Source organism: Kocuria sp. LUK, from assembly GCF_021012935.1.
GTDB lineage: Bacteria > Actinomycetota > Actinomycetes > Actinomycetales > Micrococcaceae > Kocuria > Kocuria flava.
On record NZ_JAJMZI010000001.1, the window covers coordinates 523322 to 538486 of the forward strand.

Consider the following 15165-nt stretch of genomic DNA (forward strand, 5'->3'; position numbering starts at 1 on the left):
CGGCCCCCGGGCTCAGCCGCGCGGGCCCAGCAGCCCCAGGGCGGCGACGGCGGCGCGCTCCTCGGCGAGCTCCTGCACGGAGCGCTCCACCCGCTCGCGGGAGAACGCGTCCAGCTCCAGGCCCGGCACCACGGTGGCCGCCCCGTCCCGGCAGGTCACCGGGAAGGAGCTGACCAGCTCCTCGGGCACCCCGTAGGAGCCGTCGGAGGCCACGGCCATGGACGTCCAGGAGCCCTCGGGGGTGCCGAGCACCCAGTCCCGGACGTGGCACAGGGCCGCGTGGGCGGCGGAGGCCACCGAGGAGCCGCCGCGCACCTCGATGATCTCGGCGCCCCGGCGGGCCACCCGCGGGATGAACGTGCCCGCGACCCAGTCCCGGTCGTGGCCCGACGCGGCGAGGACCTCGAGCGCGGGCCGGCCCCCGACCGTGGCGTGGGTGAGGTCGGGGTACTGGGTGGCCGAGTGGTTGCCCCAGACCGCCACGCCGTCGACCTCGGCCGTGCGCGCCCCGGTCGCGGCGGCCAGCTGGGCGACCGCCCGGTGGTGGTCCAGGCGGGTGAGGGCCGTGAAGCGCTCGCGCGGCACGTCCGGGGCGTGGGACGCGGCGATGAGCGCGTTGGTGTTCGCCGGGTTGCCGACCACCACCGCGCGGAAGTCCTCGGCCGCGCCGGCGTTGATCGCCCGCCCCTGGACGGAGAAGATCCCGGCGTTGGCCTCCAGCAGGTCCGCCCGCTCCATGCCCGGCCCGCGCGGGCGGGAGCCGATGAGCAGCCCCACGGAGGCCCCCTCGAAAGCCGCCGCCGGGTCGTCGAAGACCTCCACGCCCTCCAGGAGCGGGAACGCGCCGTCCTGCAGCTCGAGGGCCGTGCCCTCGGCCGCGCGGCGGGCCTGCGGCAGCTCCAGCAGGTGCAGGCGCACGGGGGTGCCGGGGCCGAGCAGGTCCCCCGCGGCGGCTCGGAAGACGGTGGCGTAGCCGATCTGCCCGGCGGCGCCGGTCACGGTCACGGTCACGGGGCGGGCGGGCGAGGAGGTGCTCATGCGGGGTCCTTCCGGGGACGCGCGGTCGCGGACGGTGTCGTCGCGCCCAGCCTAGCCCCGGCCGCCCCGCGCCCAGCCCGGGGCGCGGGTCAGGCGTCGATGCGGTCCTGGTCCAGCTGCGCGGCGCCCTCGATGATGAAGTCCTTGCGCGGGGCCACCTCTGAGCCCATGAGCAGCGCGAAGGCGTGCTCGGCGGCCTCGGCGTCCTCGACCCGGATCCGGCGCAGCATGCGGTGGCGCACGTCCATCGTCGTCTCGGCGAGCTGGTCGGCGTCCATCTCGCCCAGGCCCTTGTAGCGCTGGATGGGCTCCTTGTAGCGGCGGCCCTCCCGCTCCAGGCGCGCCAGCAGCCCGTCGAGCTCGCGCTCCGAGTAGGTGTAGACCATCTCGTTGGCCTTCCCGCCGGGGTTGACCACCTCGACCCGGTGCAGCGGCGGGACCGCCGCGTAGACCCGGCCGGCCTCCACGAGCGGGCGCATGTACCGGTAGAACAGGGTCAGCAGGAGGGTGCGGATGTGGGCGCCGTCGACGTCGGCGTCGGTCATCATGATGACCTTGCCGTAGCGGGCGGCGGAGAGGTCGAAGGTGCGCCCCGAGCCGGCGCCGATGACCTGGATCAGCGCGGCGCACTCGGTGTTGGCGAGCATGTCGGTGATCGAGGCCTTCTGCACGTTGAGGATCTTGCCGCGGATCGGCAGCAGCGCCTGGTGGTTCGAGGACCGCGCCAGCCGGGCCGTGCCGAGCGCGGAGTCGCCCTCGACGATGAACAGCTCGGAGCGCTCGACGTCGGTCGAGCGGCACTCCACGAGCTTGGCGGGCATCGAGGAGGTCTCCAGCGCGTTCTTGCGCCGCTGGGTCTCCTTGTGCACGCGCGCCGAGATGCGCGACTTCATCTCGGCCACGACCTTCTCCAGCAGCGCCCCCGCCTGCTGCTTGCCGTGCCGGGAGGAGGCGGTGAGCCGGGCCGTGAGCTCCTTCTCCACCACGCGCGCCACGATCTGGCGCACCGCCGGGGTGCCGAGGACCTCCTTGGTCTGGCCCTCGAACTGCGGCTCCGCCAGGCGCACGGTGAGCACGGCGGTGAGCCCCGCCAGGACGTCGTCCTTCTCGACCTTGTCGGTGCCCGCCTTCAGCCGCCGGGCGTTGGCCTCGACCTGCTTGCGGAACGTCTTCAGCAGCGCGGCCTCGAAGCCGGCCTGGTGGGTGCCGCCCTTGGGGGTCGCGATGATGTTCACGAAGGAGCGCACCGTGGTGTCGTAGCCGATGCCCCAGCGCACGGCGAGGTCCACCTCGCAGGTGCGCTCGACCTCCGTGAGCCGGGACCGGCCGGTGTCGTCGAGGACGGGCACGGTCTCCTTGAACCGGCCCTCCCCGTGCAGGCGCCAGACGTCGGTGACGGGGCTGTCCACGGCGAGGTGGTCGACGAACTCGGCGATCCCGCCGTCGTGCTGGAAGACCTCCTCGTGCACGCCGAACTCCCCCGGGGTGCCCGGCAGCCCGCGCTGGTCCCGGACGGTGATGCGCAGCCCCGGGATCAGGAAGGAGGTCTGGCGGGCGCGCCGGGCGAGGTCCTCGTAGCTGAACCGGGCGTCCGCGGTGAAGATCTGCTCGTCCGCCCAGTAGCGGATGCGGGTGCCCGTGACCCCGCGCTTGGCCCGGCCGACGACGTCGAGCTCGGAGCCCTCCGTGAACGGCGCGAACTCCGCGTGCGGGGAGGGCCGGCCCTTGTCGAGGAAGCGGCCCGGCTCGCCGTGGCGGAAGGACATCTGGTAGGTCTTCCCGCCGCGGTCGACCTGGACGTCGAGGCGGGCCGAGAGGGCGTTGACCACCGAGGCGCCCACGCCGTGCAGACCGCCGGAGGCGCTGTAGGAGCCGCCGCCGAACTTCCCGCCCGCGTGCAGCTTCGTGAACACGACCTCGACGCCGGGCAGCCCGGTGCGGGGCTCGACGTCGATGGGGATGCCGCGTCCGTCGTCGTGGACCTCGACCGCGCCGTCCGCGTGGAGGACCACGGTGATCTCCTGGCCGTAGCCCGCGAGGGCCTCGTCGACGGAGTTGTCGATGATCTCCCACAGGCAGTGCATCAGCCCCCGGGAGTCGGTGGAGCCGATGTACATGCCCGGTCGCTTGCGGACGGCCTCGAGGCCCTCCAGGACCGAGAGGTGGCGGGCGTTGTATTCGGAACGGGACGGTGTCACGGGGGTACGGCTCCTGGGGGACGGCGGGGTTCTCCCCCACTGTAGTCGCGGCCCCCGACACGGCCGCGCCGGCCCCGCCCGGCGGCCCGGGGCCGGCCGCGGGCGGCCCCCGGGCGGGCGGGCACCTACGCCCGGGGCGAAAATCCGCTCCGGACGGGATCGGATGTCCGACCGTCGTGGTTGTATGTAGCAGTACCCCGATGCGTCCACGAGACCCCGGGTACCGGCACCGGGGGGAGCACGAGCACCCCGCGTGCGACGCGTACGACACAGGAGGAGGATCCCGTGAACGCCACACTGGAAAGCCGAGAGCTGAACGCGACCGACCGCTGCGACGCGTGCGGCGCCCAGGCCTACGTCCGAGTGATCCTCGAGTCCACGGGCGGCGAGCTGCTCTTCTGCGCCCACCACGCGCGCAAGAACGAGGAGAAGCTGCGCCCGCTCGCGGCCACGTGGCAGGACGAGACGGAGCGCATCGGCTCCTGACGGCCGTTCGGCCCCCACGACCCCGACGAACAGCGGGCCCCGGCACGAGGTGCCGGGGCCCGCTGTCCGTCGTGCCGCCCGCCCCGTGCGGGGCGGGCGGCACGGGTGCTCAGTCCAGGTAGTCGCGCAGCACCTGGGAGCGGGAGGGGTGGCGCAGCTTCGACATCGTCTTCGACTCGATCTGGCGGATCCGCTCGCGGGTCACGCCGTAGACCTTGCCGATCTCGTCGAGCGTCTTGGGCTGGCCGTCGGTGAGCCCGAAGCGCATGGCCACGACCCCTGCCTCGCGCTCGGAGAGGGTGTCCAGCACGGAGTGCAGCTGCTCCTGGAGCAGGGTGAAGCTGACCGCGTCGGCCGGGACCACGGCCTCGGAGTCCTCGATGAGATCGCCGAACTCGGAGTCCCCGTCCTCGCCCAGGGGCGTGTGCAGCGAGATCGGCTCACGGCCGTACTTCTGCACCTCGACGACCTTCTCGGGGGTCATGTCGAGCTCGTTGGCCAGCTCCTCCGGGGTCGGCTCCCGGCCGAGGTCCTGCAGCATCTGCCGCTGGACGCGCGCGAGCTTGTTGATCACCTCGACCATGTGCACGGGGATGCGGATGGTGCGGGCCTGGTCCGCCATGGCACGGGTGATCGCCTGCCGGATCCACCACGTGGCGTAGGTCGAGAACTTGAAGCCCTTGGTGTAGTCGAACTTCTCCACCGCGCGGATCAGGCCGAGGTTGCCCTCCTGGATCAGGTCCAGGAACAGCATCCCGCGCCCGGTGTAGCGCTTGGCCAGGGAGACGACCAGGCGCAGGTTCGCCTCGAGCAGGTGGTTCTTCGCCCGCTTGCCGTCGTGGATGACCCAGCGCAGCTCCTTGCGGGTCTGCGGGTCCAGGCTGTCCTTCTGCTCGGCGAGCTTGTGCTCGGCGTAGAGGCCGGCCTCGATCCGCAGGGCGAGGTCCACCTCCTGCTCGGCGTTCAGCAGGGCGACCTTGCCGATCTGCTTCAGGTAGTCCTTGACCGGGTCGGCGGTCGCGCCGGCGGAGACGACCTGCTGCGCGGGGGCGTCGTCGTCGTCGTTGTTGGTGATCACGAACCCGGACTTCTTCTCGTCGCGGGGCGCGGCGGCGGGGACCTGCTCCTCGGCCTCCTCGGCGGTCTCCTCCTCGGCGGCGGTCTCCTCGTCCTCGTCGGCCTCGGGCTCGACCACGCCGGCCTCGTCGGTGAGGTCCACCTCGAGGTCGTCGTCGGCCGCGGTCCCGTCCTCGGCCGGGGCGGCCTTCGCCTGCTTGCCGGCGCCCTTGCCGCCGGCGGCCTTGCGCCGCGCGGCGGGCCGGGCGGGAGCCTGCTCCTGGGCGGTCCCGTCCGCGAGCACCTCCTCGGCGGCGGGCTCGGCGGTCTTCGGGGCCGCCGCACGCTTCGCGGCGGTGCGCGAGGCCGGGGCGGCGGAGCGGGACGCGCTCGAGCGCGCGGCCGTGGAGCGGGCCGCGGTGGGCTTGGCGGCGGTGGACTTCGCCGCCGTCGTCTTCTTGGCGGCCACGGTCTTCTTGGCCGCGGTGGACTTCGCCGCGGCGCTCCTGGCCCGGGTGGGGGCGCCGGTCGCCCCCGAGGCCTGGGCCTCGGCCGTGGTGTCAGTCGTCTTGTTGCTGGCGGCAGGTGACACAGAGAGCCTTTCGTTGAGCGGTTTCCGGCGCCCGCCCTCGGGGCAACACGCCTATGACCCTGTCAAGTCCGTGCGCCGGGCATCGCCCGCCGCGGTGGCCTTGAAGGGTCCTAGGATGCGGAACCACCCCCGCCAGGATTTTGTTCCCGCTCCTCCCCGACGTTCTCGTGCCCGTGCGGCACCGCCCTCCGGCGCGCCGCGCGCACCCCCGCTGACCGGGCTCCGGCCTGCACGGCCCGGTCGCGGCGGGGCGGCGGACGGGGCTCAGCCGTGCCACGCGGTGCGCCGGTCCCGGGCCCACCGCGGCACCGGGCGCGCCGCGGCCAGGCGCAGCACGCGCAGGGCCCCGGGGTGGTCCGGCACCAGGGCCGTGGCCCGCCGGACGAAGTGGGCGGTGTGGGAGCCGCGCGCCCGCAGCCGGTTCAGCTGCGCGAGCCCGACGAGCACGCCGACGAGCGCGGTGGGGTCCGGTCCGTCCTCCGGATCCGCCGCGGCGGACCCGTCGCCGGGCTCGAGCAGCCAGCTCAGGGCCAGGAGCACGCGGTACAGCGCGTCCAGGCGCTCCCAGTCCGGGCGCCGCTCCCACTCCCCGGCGAGCACCCGGGTGAGCAGGATCAGGGCCCCGGCGTCCGGGCCGGGTTCCCCCGGCGCCGGGCGGGGGTCCCCGGCTCCGGGGGAACCCGGGCCCGCGGGCAGGGCGGGGGCCGGGACGGAGGGGGCGCGGCGGGTCGGCCCGGCCGCGGCGGCCGAGCCCGTCCCGGGGGGATCCCCGTCCGGGGTGCCGTGCGCCCCGGAGGGCGGGACCGGCTCCTCGTCGGGGAGCTCCTCGCACAGCTGCGCCCACAGGGCCGCGGCCGCCCCGACGGTGCGGGGCCGCCCGGTGGCGCACGACGCCAGGAGCAGGTCGGCGAGCACGGGGTCGGTCCAGCCGGCGGCCAGGCAGCCGAGCAGGTCGTCGTCGAGCGCCAGCAGCCGCGGGAGCCAGTCCTCCCCGGCACCCCCGACCTGGACCAGCACCCGGTCCCAGAGCCCCAGCAGCTCGTGCACGCGGGTCAGGCGGTGCCAGGTGCCGCGGCCCTCGCGGACCCAGCGCCGCGCCGCGGCGGCGGCGGACCGGTCGGTGCCGGCGGGCAGGGCGCCGTACTCGTGGTCCATCGCCCGGCGCGGCGCGGCGGCCCAGGAGCTGCCGGAGGCCACGAGGGCGGCGTTGACGGCGCTGTCGAGGATGCCGGCCACGGCCTGCACGTCCCCGGGGTCCTCGGCCGGCCACCAGCGCTCGCCCGCGACGACCCAGCGGGCGGCGACCTCCCGCCCGGCCCTGGCGGCCGCCTCCTCGGCGAGCGTCAGCACGGCTGCGGCGCGCTCCGCCGGTCCGGCCGTGCCCGCGCCGGCGGAGGTGTAGACGACCACGAAGACGCGGTCGCTCAGGGCGTCGTGGCCGACGAGCTCGGCCAGCTCGCGCACGAAGTGCTCCGTCGCCGCGCCCGGCGCCGCCGCGGCGGGCAGGTCGACGCGCACGCAGGCGCCGGCGGTGCCCCCGCCGGCGGCGAGCAGCACGAGCGAGTCCGCCGGCCAGTAGCCGAGGGTGTGGGGCACCACGGCCAGCAGGTCCGCGGCGCAGCGGACGACGGGGGCGAACGGGTTCGGGAAGGGGTGCTCTCTCATGCCCGCCACGGTGGACCGCGCCGTCCGCGCGCCGCCGGCCGGGGACAGGACCTGGGGACGGCGGCAGCGGCGGGCCGCGCGTCCGTGAGCCGGTGCAGGGCGGACGCCGGGAGGCCTCAGACCCGGCCGGGCCCGTGCCGGTGACGCACCCGCCGCGCCGTGGCCAGCACGCCGGCCGCGCCGGCGGCGGCCACGAGGTACTGGGCGGCGACGGCCAGCCGGAACGCGTCGGGGTCGTAGCGGTCGGGGCGGAAGCCGGCGGCGTGCAGCGCGTCCAGGACCAGGCCCGTGAGCAGGACGGCGAGGACGGTCGCCGTGAACCCGCCCACGTTGACGATGCCGGTGGCCGTGCCCGAGCGGTGGGACGGGTTGAAGCTGCGCGCGACGTCGAAGGCGATCATGGACGCGGGCATGCTGATCGCGATCGTGCACACCGCCACGAGCACGACCGGGGCCGGGGCCGCCCCCGGCCACAGCAGCAGCACGCCCCAGGCCGCGAAGATCACGGCGGTGACCGTCAGGGCGAGGCGCACGCGCCGGCCCGGGCGGCGGGCGGTGAGCCGGCCCAGCACCAGGCCCACGGCCACGTTGGTGAGCACGAAGGACGTCATCACGACCGAGACGGCGCGGTCGGGCAGGCCCTGGGCGTACTCGAGGTAGGGGTAGCCCCACATGAGCACGAAGGTGTTGCCGGCGAACTGGGTCGTGAAGTGCACCCAGAACCCCAGCCGGGTGCCCGGCTCCGCCAGGCTCTCCCGGACCACCCGGCCCGTGCGCCGCCGGCCGGGCTCGCGGCGGCGGACGCCGGTTCCGGGAGGGGCGTCGCGCAGCACGGCCGCAGCCAGCACGGACGCCAGGGCTGCGAGCCCGGCCAGGGACAGCAGCGACGGCGACCAGCCCGCCCGCTCGAGGGCCCAGGCGAAGGGGATGACGGAGACGAGCTGGCCGAGGTTGCCGACCACGCCCAGGAACTGCGTGAGCATCGGCACGCGCAGCGCGGAGAACCACGCCGGGATCAGGCGCATCACCGACACGAAGGTCGCGGCGTCCCCGGCGCCGACCAGGACGCGGGCGGTCACGCCCTCCAGGACCGTGTCCGCCGCCGCGAGCAGCACCTGTCCGACCACCATGAGCGCCGCGCCGGTGGCGACCAGCACGCGGGAGCCGTAGCGGTCCACGAGCACGCCCACCGGGACCTGGAGCGCGGCGTAGACGAGGACCTGCATCAGGGAGAACAGGGACAGCACCGACGCGGCGGCCCCGAAGCGCTCGGCGGCGTCCACGGAGGCGACCCCGAAGCTGGTGCGCTGGGCGACGGCGCTGAAGTAGGCGAAGGTGCCGATGCCCAGGACGACGTACGCGCGCGCGGAGTCCCTGCCGGGCTCGCGGGGACGGGACCGGTGGGAACTCATGCGCTCCGCTCTTCGGGACGGCGGGCCGGGCCCGGGGTGGACGGCGCCGCCCGGGGCGCGCCGGACCGCGGCACCCGGCGGGCGGGCTCAGTCCTGGTCGTCCTCCTGGGCGGCGAGGAACGCCTCGACCGCGGCGCCGATCTCGTCGGCGTCCGGCAGCTCGGACTCGTCCCCGACCAGCAGGGAGCGGGGGGCCGAGGCGTCGACGACGTCATCGTAGCGCTGTTCCAGGCCCGCCACGACGGCCTGGACCTCCGGCGAGGCGCCGACCTGGTGGTCGATCTGGCGCTCGATCTCCCGCGCGGCCTCGCGCAGCTCGTCGGAGGGCAGCGTCAGGGACGTCACCGCGCTGACGTGCTCGAGGGCGGCCACCGCGGCGTGCGGCAGGTGCGCCTCGGCGAGGTACTGGGGGACGTGGACGGTGAAGCCGATGTTGTCGATCCCGGCCTCGGTGAGGCGGATCTCCAGCAGCTGGGCCGCGGAGGAGCTCATCTCGACCACCGGCTTCCAGGCGTGCTCGGTGGGCAGCAGGTCGGCCCGGCTGCCGTGGACGGACACCAGCACCGGGCGGGTGTGCGGCACGGGCATGGGGATGCCGGCCACCAGCGCCACGAGGGAGACGTCGAGGCGGCGGGCGAGCCCGACCACGGCCTCGACGAACCGGTTCCACTGCAGGTCCGGCTCGGGGCCGGTGAGCAGGGCGAAGCTGCGGCCCAGGGGATCGGTGACCAGGCGCAGGGACAGCTCCGGGTTGCGGAACTGCTCGAAGTGGTCCTCGACGAAGCGCACGTGCGGGCGCCGGGCCCGGTAGTCGTAGAGCTGGTCGAGGTCGAAGCGCGCCACGACCTCGTGCGGCAGGGCGTCGGTGATGGCGTTCTCCAGCTGGTCGGCCACGTGACCGGCCTCCGCGTAGCCCGACAGGGCGACGATCAGCGGCAGGCCTCGGACCCGCGCGTCCTCGAGCAGCGCGGGGTTGCTCAGGTACAGCGAGGTGGGGTCCAGCACGGTGAGTCCTCCTGGGATGCGGGTCGGTCGGCGCGGCACGGCCGGCGGTCGTGCCTCGGTGGGTTCCAACGGCGGGGCCCCGCCCGGTATTCCCGCACGCCGCCGCGCCGCGCGTGCCGGCCGGCGGGCCGCCCGGGGCTAGGATCGGGGGACGCCCGCGGGTCGGGCCCGGCGCGGCCGGGACTCCCGCGCCGGCTCCGGCGACCGCCAGCGAAAGGACGACCCATGCCCGACGTACAGGACCTGCTCGAGCCCCGGGGCATCGAGCTCACCGCCACCCACAAGTCCCTCGCCCGCACCCCGGCGCAGGCCCTCGTGCTGGCCGTGCAGCGCGACGGGGACGCCCCCGGCGCCGCAGCCCGCGTGCTGCTGCCCGCCGGTGAGCAGCGCCGGCTCGCCGGTGTGGTCGAGGCCGCCGAGGCGGTCGCCGCCGGCGGGGGCGCGGACGAGGTCGCGGTGCTGCCGGCGCCTCCGGGGCTGCCCTGGTCCGTCGTCGTGCTCACCGGCCTCGGCACCCCCGCCGGTGACCCCGACGCCCGTGCCGAGGCGCTGCGGCGGGCCGCCGGCGCGGCCGTGCGCCGGCTCGCCGGCCGCGACTCCGCCGTGCTCGCCCTGCCGGCCGGGACCCCCGAGGAGGCCGCCGCCGTGGCCGAGGGCGCCGCGCTCGGGGCCTTCGCGTTCGCCCACCAGCGCGCCGCGACCGCCGGGGCGGTCAAGACGCCGCTGGCCTCCGCCGTCGTCCACGCGCCCGAGGTCCCGAAGGCGGCCCTGGGCCGGGCGCTCGAGCGCGCCGCGGCCCTCGGGCGCGGGGTGCGGGCCGCGCGCACCCTCGTGGACCTCTCCCCCAACGTGACCTCCCCCGAGGCCGTCGCCGAGTACGCCCGCCGGGCCGCCCGGGGCACGAAGGTCTCCGTGCGGGTGCTCGGCGGGAAGGAGCTCGCCGAGGGCGGCTACGGCGGCCTGGTCGGCGTCGGCCAGGGCTCCGTGAACGGCCCGCGCCTGGTCAGGCTCGACTACGCCCCCGCCCGCGCCTCCCGGCACGTGGCGTACGTGGGCAAGGGCATCACCTTCGACTCCGGCGGGCTCTCGCTCAAGCCGGCCGCCTCGATGATGACCATGAAGTCCGACATGGCCGGCGCGGCCGCCGTCCTGGCCGCGGTCCTCACCGCCGCGGAGCTGCGCCTGCCCGTGCGCGTCACCGGCTGGCTGTGCCTGGCCGAGAACCTCCCCTCCGCCACCGCCACCCGCCCCGGCGACGTCATCACGATCCGGGGCGGACGCACCGTCGAGGTCCTCAACACCGACGCCGAGGGCCGGCTCGTCCTCGCGGACGGGCTCGTGGCCGCGTGCGAGGAGGGCCCCGACGCCGTCGTCGACATCGCCACCCTCACCGGCGCCCAGATGGTCGCCCTGGGCACCCGCACCGCGGGCGTCATGGGCGACGACGACCTGCGCTCCGCCGTCGTCGACGCCGCGCGGGCGGCCGGGGAGGACGCGTGGCCGATGCCGCTGCCGGAGCACCTGCGCGCCTCGCTGGACTCCAAGGTCGCCGACCTGAAGAACATCGGGGACAAGCACGGGGGCATGCTCGTGGCCGGGCTGTTCCTGCGCGAGTTCGCGGGCGGGACCGGGGACACCCGGATCCCGTGGGCCCACATCGACATCGCCGGCCCCTCCTTCAACGAGTCCTCCCCGTGGGGCTACACCCCCGCCGAGGGCACCGGCGCGGGCGTGCGCACCCTCGTGCGCCTGCTCGAGGACACCGCCGCGCGCCGCGGCTGAGGCCGCCCGCACCCCGCCGTCCGGCGCGCTCCAGCCTTCCTGGAGACTCGCTGGACGGTGAGGATAAGGTAAGCACGACAGACACCGTGTCACCGGACGGAGCGCCACCCGCCCGTCCCCCGACGCCAACCGACGAGGAGCCAAACACGTGGCCGACAACGAATTCGACATCCTGATCCTGGGCGGCGGCAGCGCGGGCTACGCCGCCGCGCTCCGGGCCGTGCAGCTCGGCTTCACGGTGGGTCTGGTCGAGAAGAACAAGCTCGGGGGCACCTGCCTGCACTGGGGCTGCATCCCCACGAAGGCGTACCTGCACTCCGCCGAGCTCGCCGAGGACGCCCGCGAGAGCGCCAAGTACGGCGTGCACACCACGCTCGAGTCCATCGACATGGCCGCGGTGCGCGAGTACAAGGACAAGATCGTCGCCGGCAAGTTCAAGGGCCTGTCCGGGCTGATGAAGATGCGCAAGGTCACGGTGATCGACGGCGTCGGCAGGCTCACCGGTCAGAACACGATCGAGGTCGACGGCACGACCTACACCGGCAAGCACATCGTGCTGGCCTCCGGCTCGGTGTCCAAGACCCTGGGTGTGGAGATCGGCGGCCGGATCATGACCTCCACCGAGGCCCTGGAGATCGACTTCGTGCCCAAGAGCGCGATCGTGCTCGGCGGCGGCGTGATCGGCTGCGAGTTCGCCTCCATGTGGAAGTCCTTCGGCGTCGACGTCACCGTCATCGAGGGCCTGCCCCACCTCGTGGCCAACGAGGACCCCGCGATCGTGAAGACCCTCGAGCGCGAGTTCAAGAAGCGCGGGATCAAGTCCAACCTGGGCACCTTCTTCGAGAAGGTCGAGCAGGACGACGACGTCGCGCGCGTGACCCTCGCCGACGGCAAGGTCTTCGAGGCCGACATCGTGCTCGTCGCGGTCGGCCGCGGCCCGAACACCGCGGACATGGGCTACGAGGAGCAGGGGATCCCCATGGACCGCGGCTTCGTGACCCCCGACGAGCGGCTGCACACCGGCGTCGGCAACATCTACGCGATCGGCGACATCGTCCCGGGCGTCCAGCTGGCCCACCGCGGCTACCAGCAGGGCCGCTTCGTCGCGGAGGAGATCGCCGGGCTGAACCCGGCGATCGTCGAGGACGTCAACATCCCCAAGGTCACCTTCACCGAGCCGGAGATCGCCTCCGTGGGCTACTCCGAGCCGAAGGCCAAGGAGAAGTTCGGCGAGGACAACGTCGAGGTCGCCGAGTACAACCTCGCCGGCAACGGCAAGAGCTCCATCCTGGGCACCGGCGGCATCATCAAGCTCGTGCGCGAGAAGGACGGTCCCATCGTCGGCTTCCACGCCATCGGCAAGCGCATCAGCGAGCAGATCGGCGAGGGCCAGCTCATCGTGAACTGGGAGGCCTACCCGGAGGACGTCGCCGCGTTCGTGCACGCCCACCCCACGCAGAACGAGGCCATCGGCGAGGCCGCCATGGCGCTCGCGGGCATGCCGCTGCACGGCTGACCGCACCGGGGCCCCGCCCCCGCGGGCGAGGCCCCGCCCCGCACCCCGGCCCCGGGCACCGCACCCGGAGCGCACCACAGTAGGCACCGAAAGAGAGACGGTCGGACGATGTCAGAAACCGTGAACCTGCCCGCACTGGGCGAATCCGTGACCGAGGGCACCGTGACCCGGTGGCTCAAGCAGGTCGGCGACGAGGTCGCCGTCGACGAGCCCCTGGTCGAGGTCTCCACCGACAAGGTCGACACCGAGATCCCCTCCCCCGTGGCCGGGGTGATCGAGAAGATCCTGGTCGAGGAGGACGAGGACGTCGAGGTCGGCGCCCCCCTCGTCGTCATCGGGGACGGCTCCGGCGGCGGTGGCGGGGACGACCAGCCCGCCGCCGAGCAGGCCGAGGACGCCGCGACCGAGGCCTCCGCCCCCGAGGACACCGGCGAGGCGGAGCAGGCCCCGGCCGAGAAGCCCACCGCCGAGACCCGGCAGTCGGACGAGGGCACCGAGATCACCCTCCCCGCCCTGGGCGAGTCCGTGACCGAGGGCACCGTGACCCGCTGGCTCAAGCAGGTCGGCGACGAGGTCGCCGTCGACGAGCCGCTGCTGGAGGTCTCCACCGACAAGGTCGACACCGAGGTCCCCTCCCCCGTGGCCGGCACCCTGCTGGAGATCCGCGTGCAGGAGGACGAGGACGCCGAGGTCGGCCAGGTCCTGGCCGTGATCGGCTCCGGGCAGGCCCCGGCCCAGGAGGAGAAGCCCTCCGGCCAGCCCACCGCCGAGCAGGCCGAGGACGCCGCGACCGAGGCCTCCGCCCCCGAGGACACCGGCGAGGCCGCCGACGAGGCGGAGCAGGCCCCGGCCGAGAAGCCCACCGCCGAGACCCGGCAGTCGGACGAGGGCACCGAGATCACCCTCCCCGCCCTGGGCGAGTCCGTGACCGAGGGCACCGTGACCCGCTGGCTCAAGCAGGTCGGCGACGAGGTCGCCGTCGACGAGCCGCTGCTGGAGGTCTCCACCGACAAGGTCGACACCGAGGTCCCCTCCCCCGTGGCCGGCACCCTGCTGGAGATCCGCGTGCAGGAGGACGAGGACGCCGAGGTCGGCCAGGTCCTGGCCGTGATCGGCTCCGGGCAGGCCCCGGCCCAGGAGGAGAAGCCCTCCGGCCAGCCCGCCGCCGAGCAGGCCGGGACGTCCCCGGCCGGCGCCGAGGGCGGTGCCGAGGGCTACGAGGGCAGTGCCGCCGGCGCGCCCGAGCCCGCCCCGTCCCGCGACGAGGCGCTCGTGCGCACCGAGGAGCCCGCGGTCGCCGAGACCGGCGACGAGGAGCAGCGCCCGGCCGGCGAGCGCGACGGCGCCCGCACCGACGGCGCCGGGTCCGGCGACGGCTCGCCCTACGTCACCCCGCTCGTGCGCAAGCTGGCCAAGAAGGAGGGCATCGACCTCTCGACGCTCACCGGCACCGGCGTGGGCGGACGGATCCGCAAGCAGGACGTGCTGGCCGCCGCCGAGGAGAAGAAGAAGGGCGCGGCCCCGGCCGCCGAGCAGCAGCAGGCCGCGCCGTCGGCCCCGTCCGCCCCGCAGGCGGCACCGCAGCCGGACGCCAAGCGCGGCACCACGGAGAAGGCACCGCGCATCCGGCTCACCATCGCCCAGCGCATGCGCGAGTCCCTGCAGGAGTCGGCCCAGCTGACCCAGGTCACGGAGGTCGACATGACCCGCGTGGCCGTGCTGCGCGACCGGGCGAAGGCGAGGTTCCAGGAGCGCGAGGGCGCGAAGCTGACCTACCTGCCGTTCTTCGCGAAGGCGGTGGCGGAGGCGCTGCAGACGCACCCGAAGCTCAACGCCACCTTCCGCGAGGCCGAGAAGGAGATCGTCTACAACGCCTCCGAGAACATCGCGATCGCCGTGGACACGCCCAAGGGCCTGCTCGTGCCGGTGATCAAGGATGCGGGCGACCTCAACCTCGGCGGGCTGGCCAAGCAGATCGCCGACCTGGGCTCGCGGGCCAAGGAGGGCAACATCACGCCGGACGACCTGACCGGCGGGACCTTCACGATCACGAACCTGGGCTCCTTCGGCGCCCTGTTCGACACCCCGATCATCAACCAGCCGCAGGTCGCGATCCTCGGCACGGGCTCGATCGTGAAGCGGCCCATGGTGGTCTCCGACGCCGACGGCAACGACACCATCGCCATCCGCCGGATGTGCTACCTGTCGCTGACCTACGACCACCGCCTGGTCGACGGCGCCGACGCCGGCCGCTTCCTCCAGGCGCTGAAGGCGCGCCTGGAGGAGGGCCGCTTCGATTCGGAGGTCGGGCTCTGACGGCCGTCCGCGCCCCCGCGCGCTGAGCGCACACCGCCGGAGGGCGTGTTCCTGATCACAGGAGCACGCCCTCCGGGCGTCCCCGGACGGGGCTCCGAT

General features: G+C 74.7%; 10 protein-coding genes. 4 read left to right on the forward strand and 6 right to left on the reverse strand.

All coding sequences use genetic code 11. The features are described from left to right. Positions 1 to 12: 12 nt before the first annotated feature. On the reverse strand, positions 13 to 1038 hold the full coding sequence (locus tag LQU92_RS02410; RefSeq protein WP_230660433.1) for a malate dehydrogenase: 1026 nt from the start codon (positions 1036 to 1038) through the stop codon (positions 13 to 15). A gap of 89 nt (positions 1039 to 1127) precedes the next feature. Further along, positions 1128 to 3236, reverse strand: a complete 2109-nt coding sequence (locus LQU92_RS02415) for a type IIA DNA topoisomerase subunit B (protein WP_230660436.1) — start codon at positions 3234 to 3236, stop codon at positions 1128 to 1130. Positions 3237 to 3521: 285 nt separating this feature from the next. Between LQU92_RS02415 and LQU92_RS02420 the strand changes: the two genes are divergently transcribed. After that, positions 3522 to 3722, forward strand: a complete 201-nt coding sequence (locus tag LQU92_RS02420) for a hypothetical protein (RefSeq protein ID WP_058858595.1) — start codon at positions 3522 to 3524, stop codon at positions 3720 to 3722. Positions 3723 to 3831: 109 nt separating this feature from the next. On the opposite strand, the gene LQU92_RS02425 is transcribed toward LQU92_RS02420, so the two are convergent. The 4 genes from LQU92_RS02425 to LQU92_RS02440 form a co-directional block, all read right to left on the reverse strand. Beyond that, positions 3832 to 5370, reverse strand: a complete 1539-nt coding sequence (locus LQU92_RS02425; protein ID WP_230660439.1) for an RNA polymerase sigma factor — start codon at positions 5368 to 5370, stop codon at positions 3832 to 3834. Between the two features lie 264 nt (positions 5371 to 5634). Further along, positions 5635 to 7035 (reverse strand): DUF4192 family protein, encoded by a 1401-nt coding sequence (locus LQU92_RS02430; RefSeq protein ID WP_230660442.1) that lies wholly within the window; start codon positions 7033 to 7035, stop codon positions 5635 to 5637. A gap of 116 nt (positions 7036 to 7151) precedes the next feature. Further along, entirely contained in the window at positions 7152 to 8447 is a 1296-nt protein-coding gene (locus LQU92_RS02435) for a nitrate/nitrite transporter (protein WP_230660445.1), read from the reverse strand. An 87-nt stretch (positions 8448 to 8534) separates the two neighbouring features. After that, positions 8535 to 9452: a PAC2 family protein gene (locus LQU92_RS02440; protein ID WP_083529365.1), complete on the reverse strand. Its 918-nt coding sequence runs from the start codon at positions 9450 to 9452 to the stop codon at positions 8535 to 8537. 225 nt (positions 9453 to 9677) lie between these two features. Between LQU92_RS02440 and LQU92_RS02445 the strand changes: the two genes are divergently transcribed. The 3 genes from LQU92_RS02445 to sucB all read left to right on the forward strand — a co-directional run bounded on the left by LQU92_RS02445 (position 9678) and on the right by sucB (position 15066). After that, positions 9678 to 11234 carry a leucyl aminopeptidase gene (locus tag LQU92_RS02445; protein WP_230660448.1) on the forward strand — a complete coding sequence of 519 codons (1557 nt, stop codon included), beginning with the start codon at positions 9678 to 9680 and terminating at the stop codon, positions 11232 to 11234. 148 nt (positions 11235 to 11382) lie between these two features. After that, complete coding sequence (lpdA, locus tag LQU92_RS02450; RefSeq protein WP_101852517.1) at positions 11383 to 12750, forward strand: dihydrolipoyl dehydrogenase; 1368 nt, start codon at positions 11383 to 11385, stop codon at positions 12748 to 12750. A 108-nt stretch (positions 12751 to 12858) separates the two neighbouring features. Further along, positions 12859 to 15066 (forward strand): 2-oxoglutarate dehydrogenase, E2 component, dihydrolipoamide succinyltransferase, encoded by a 2208-nt coding sequence (gene sucB, locus LQU92_RS02455; protein WP_230660451.1) that lies wholly within the window; start codon positions 12859 to 12861, stop codon positions 15064 to 15066. Positions 15067 to 15165 lie beyond the last annotated feature (99 nt).

What these genes read in the sequence shown, in the direction of transcription:
- LQU92_RS02430 (WP_230660442.1), bottom strand. Translation starts at nt 7,035, where the DNA reads ATGAGAGAGCACCCCTTCCCGAACCCGTTCGCCCCCGTCGTCCGCTGC.
- LQU92_RS02445 (WP_230660448.1), top strand. Translation starts at nt 9,678, where the DNA reads ATGCCCGACGTACAGGACCTGCTCGAGCCCCGGGGCATCGAGCTCACC.
- LQU92_RS02435 (WP_230660445.1), bottom strand. Translation starts at nt 8,447, where the DNA reads ATGAGTTCCCACCGGTCCCGTCCCCGCGAGCCCGGCAGGGACTCCGCG.
- sucB (WP_230660451.1), top strand. Translation starts at nt 12,859, where the DNA reads ATGTCAGAAACCGTGAACCTGCCCGCACTGGGCGAATCCGTGACCGAG.
- LQU92_RS02410 (WP_230660433.1), bottom strand. Translation starts at nt 1,038, where the DNA reads ATGAGCACCTCCTCGCCCGCCCGCCCCGTGACCGTGACCGTGACCGGC.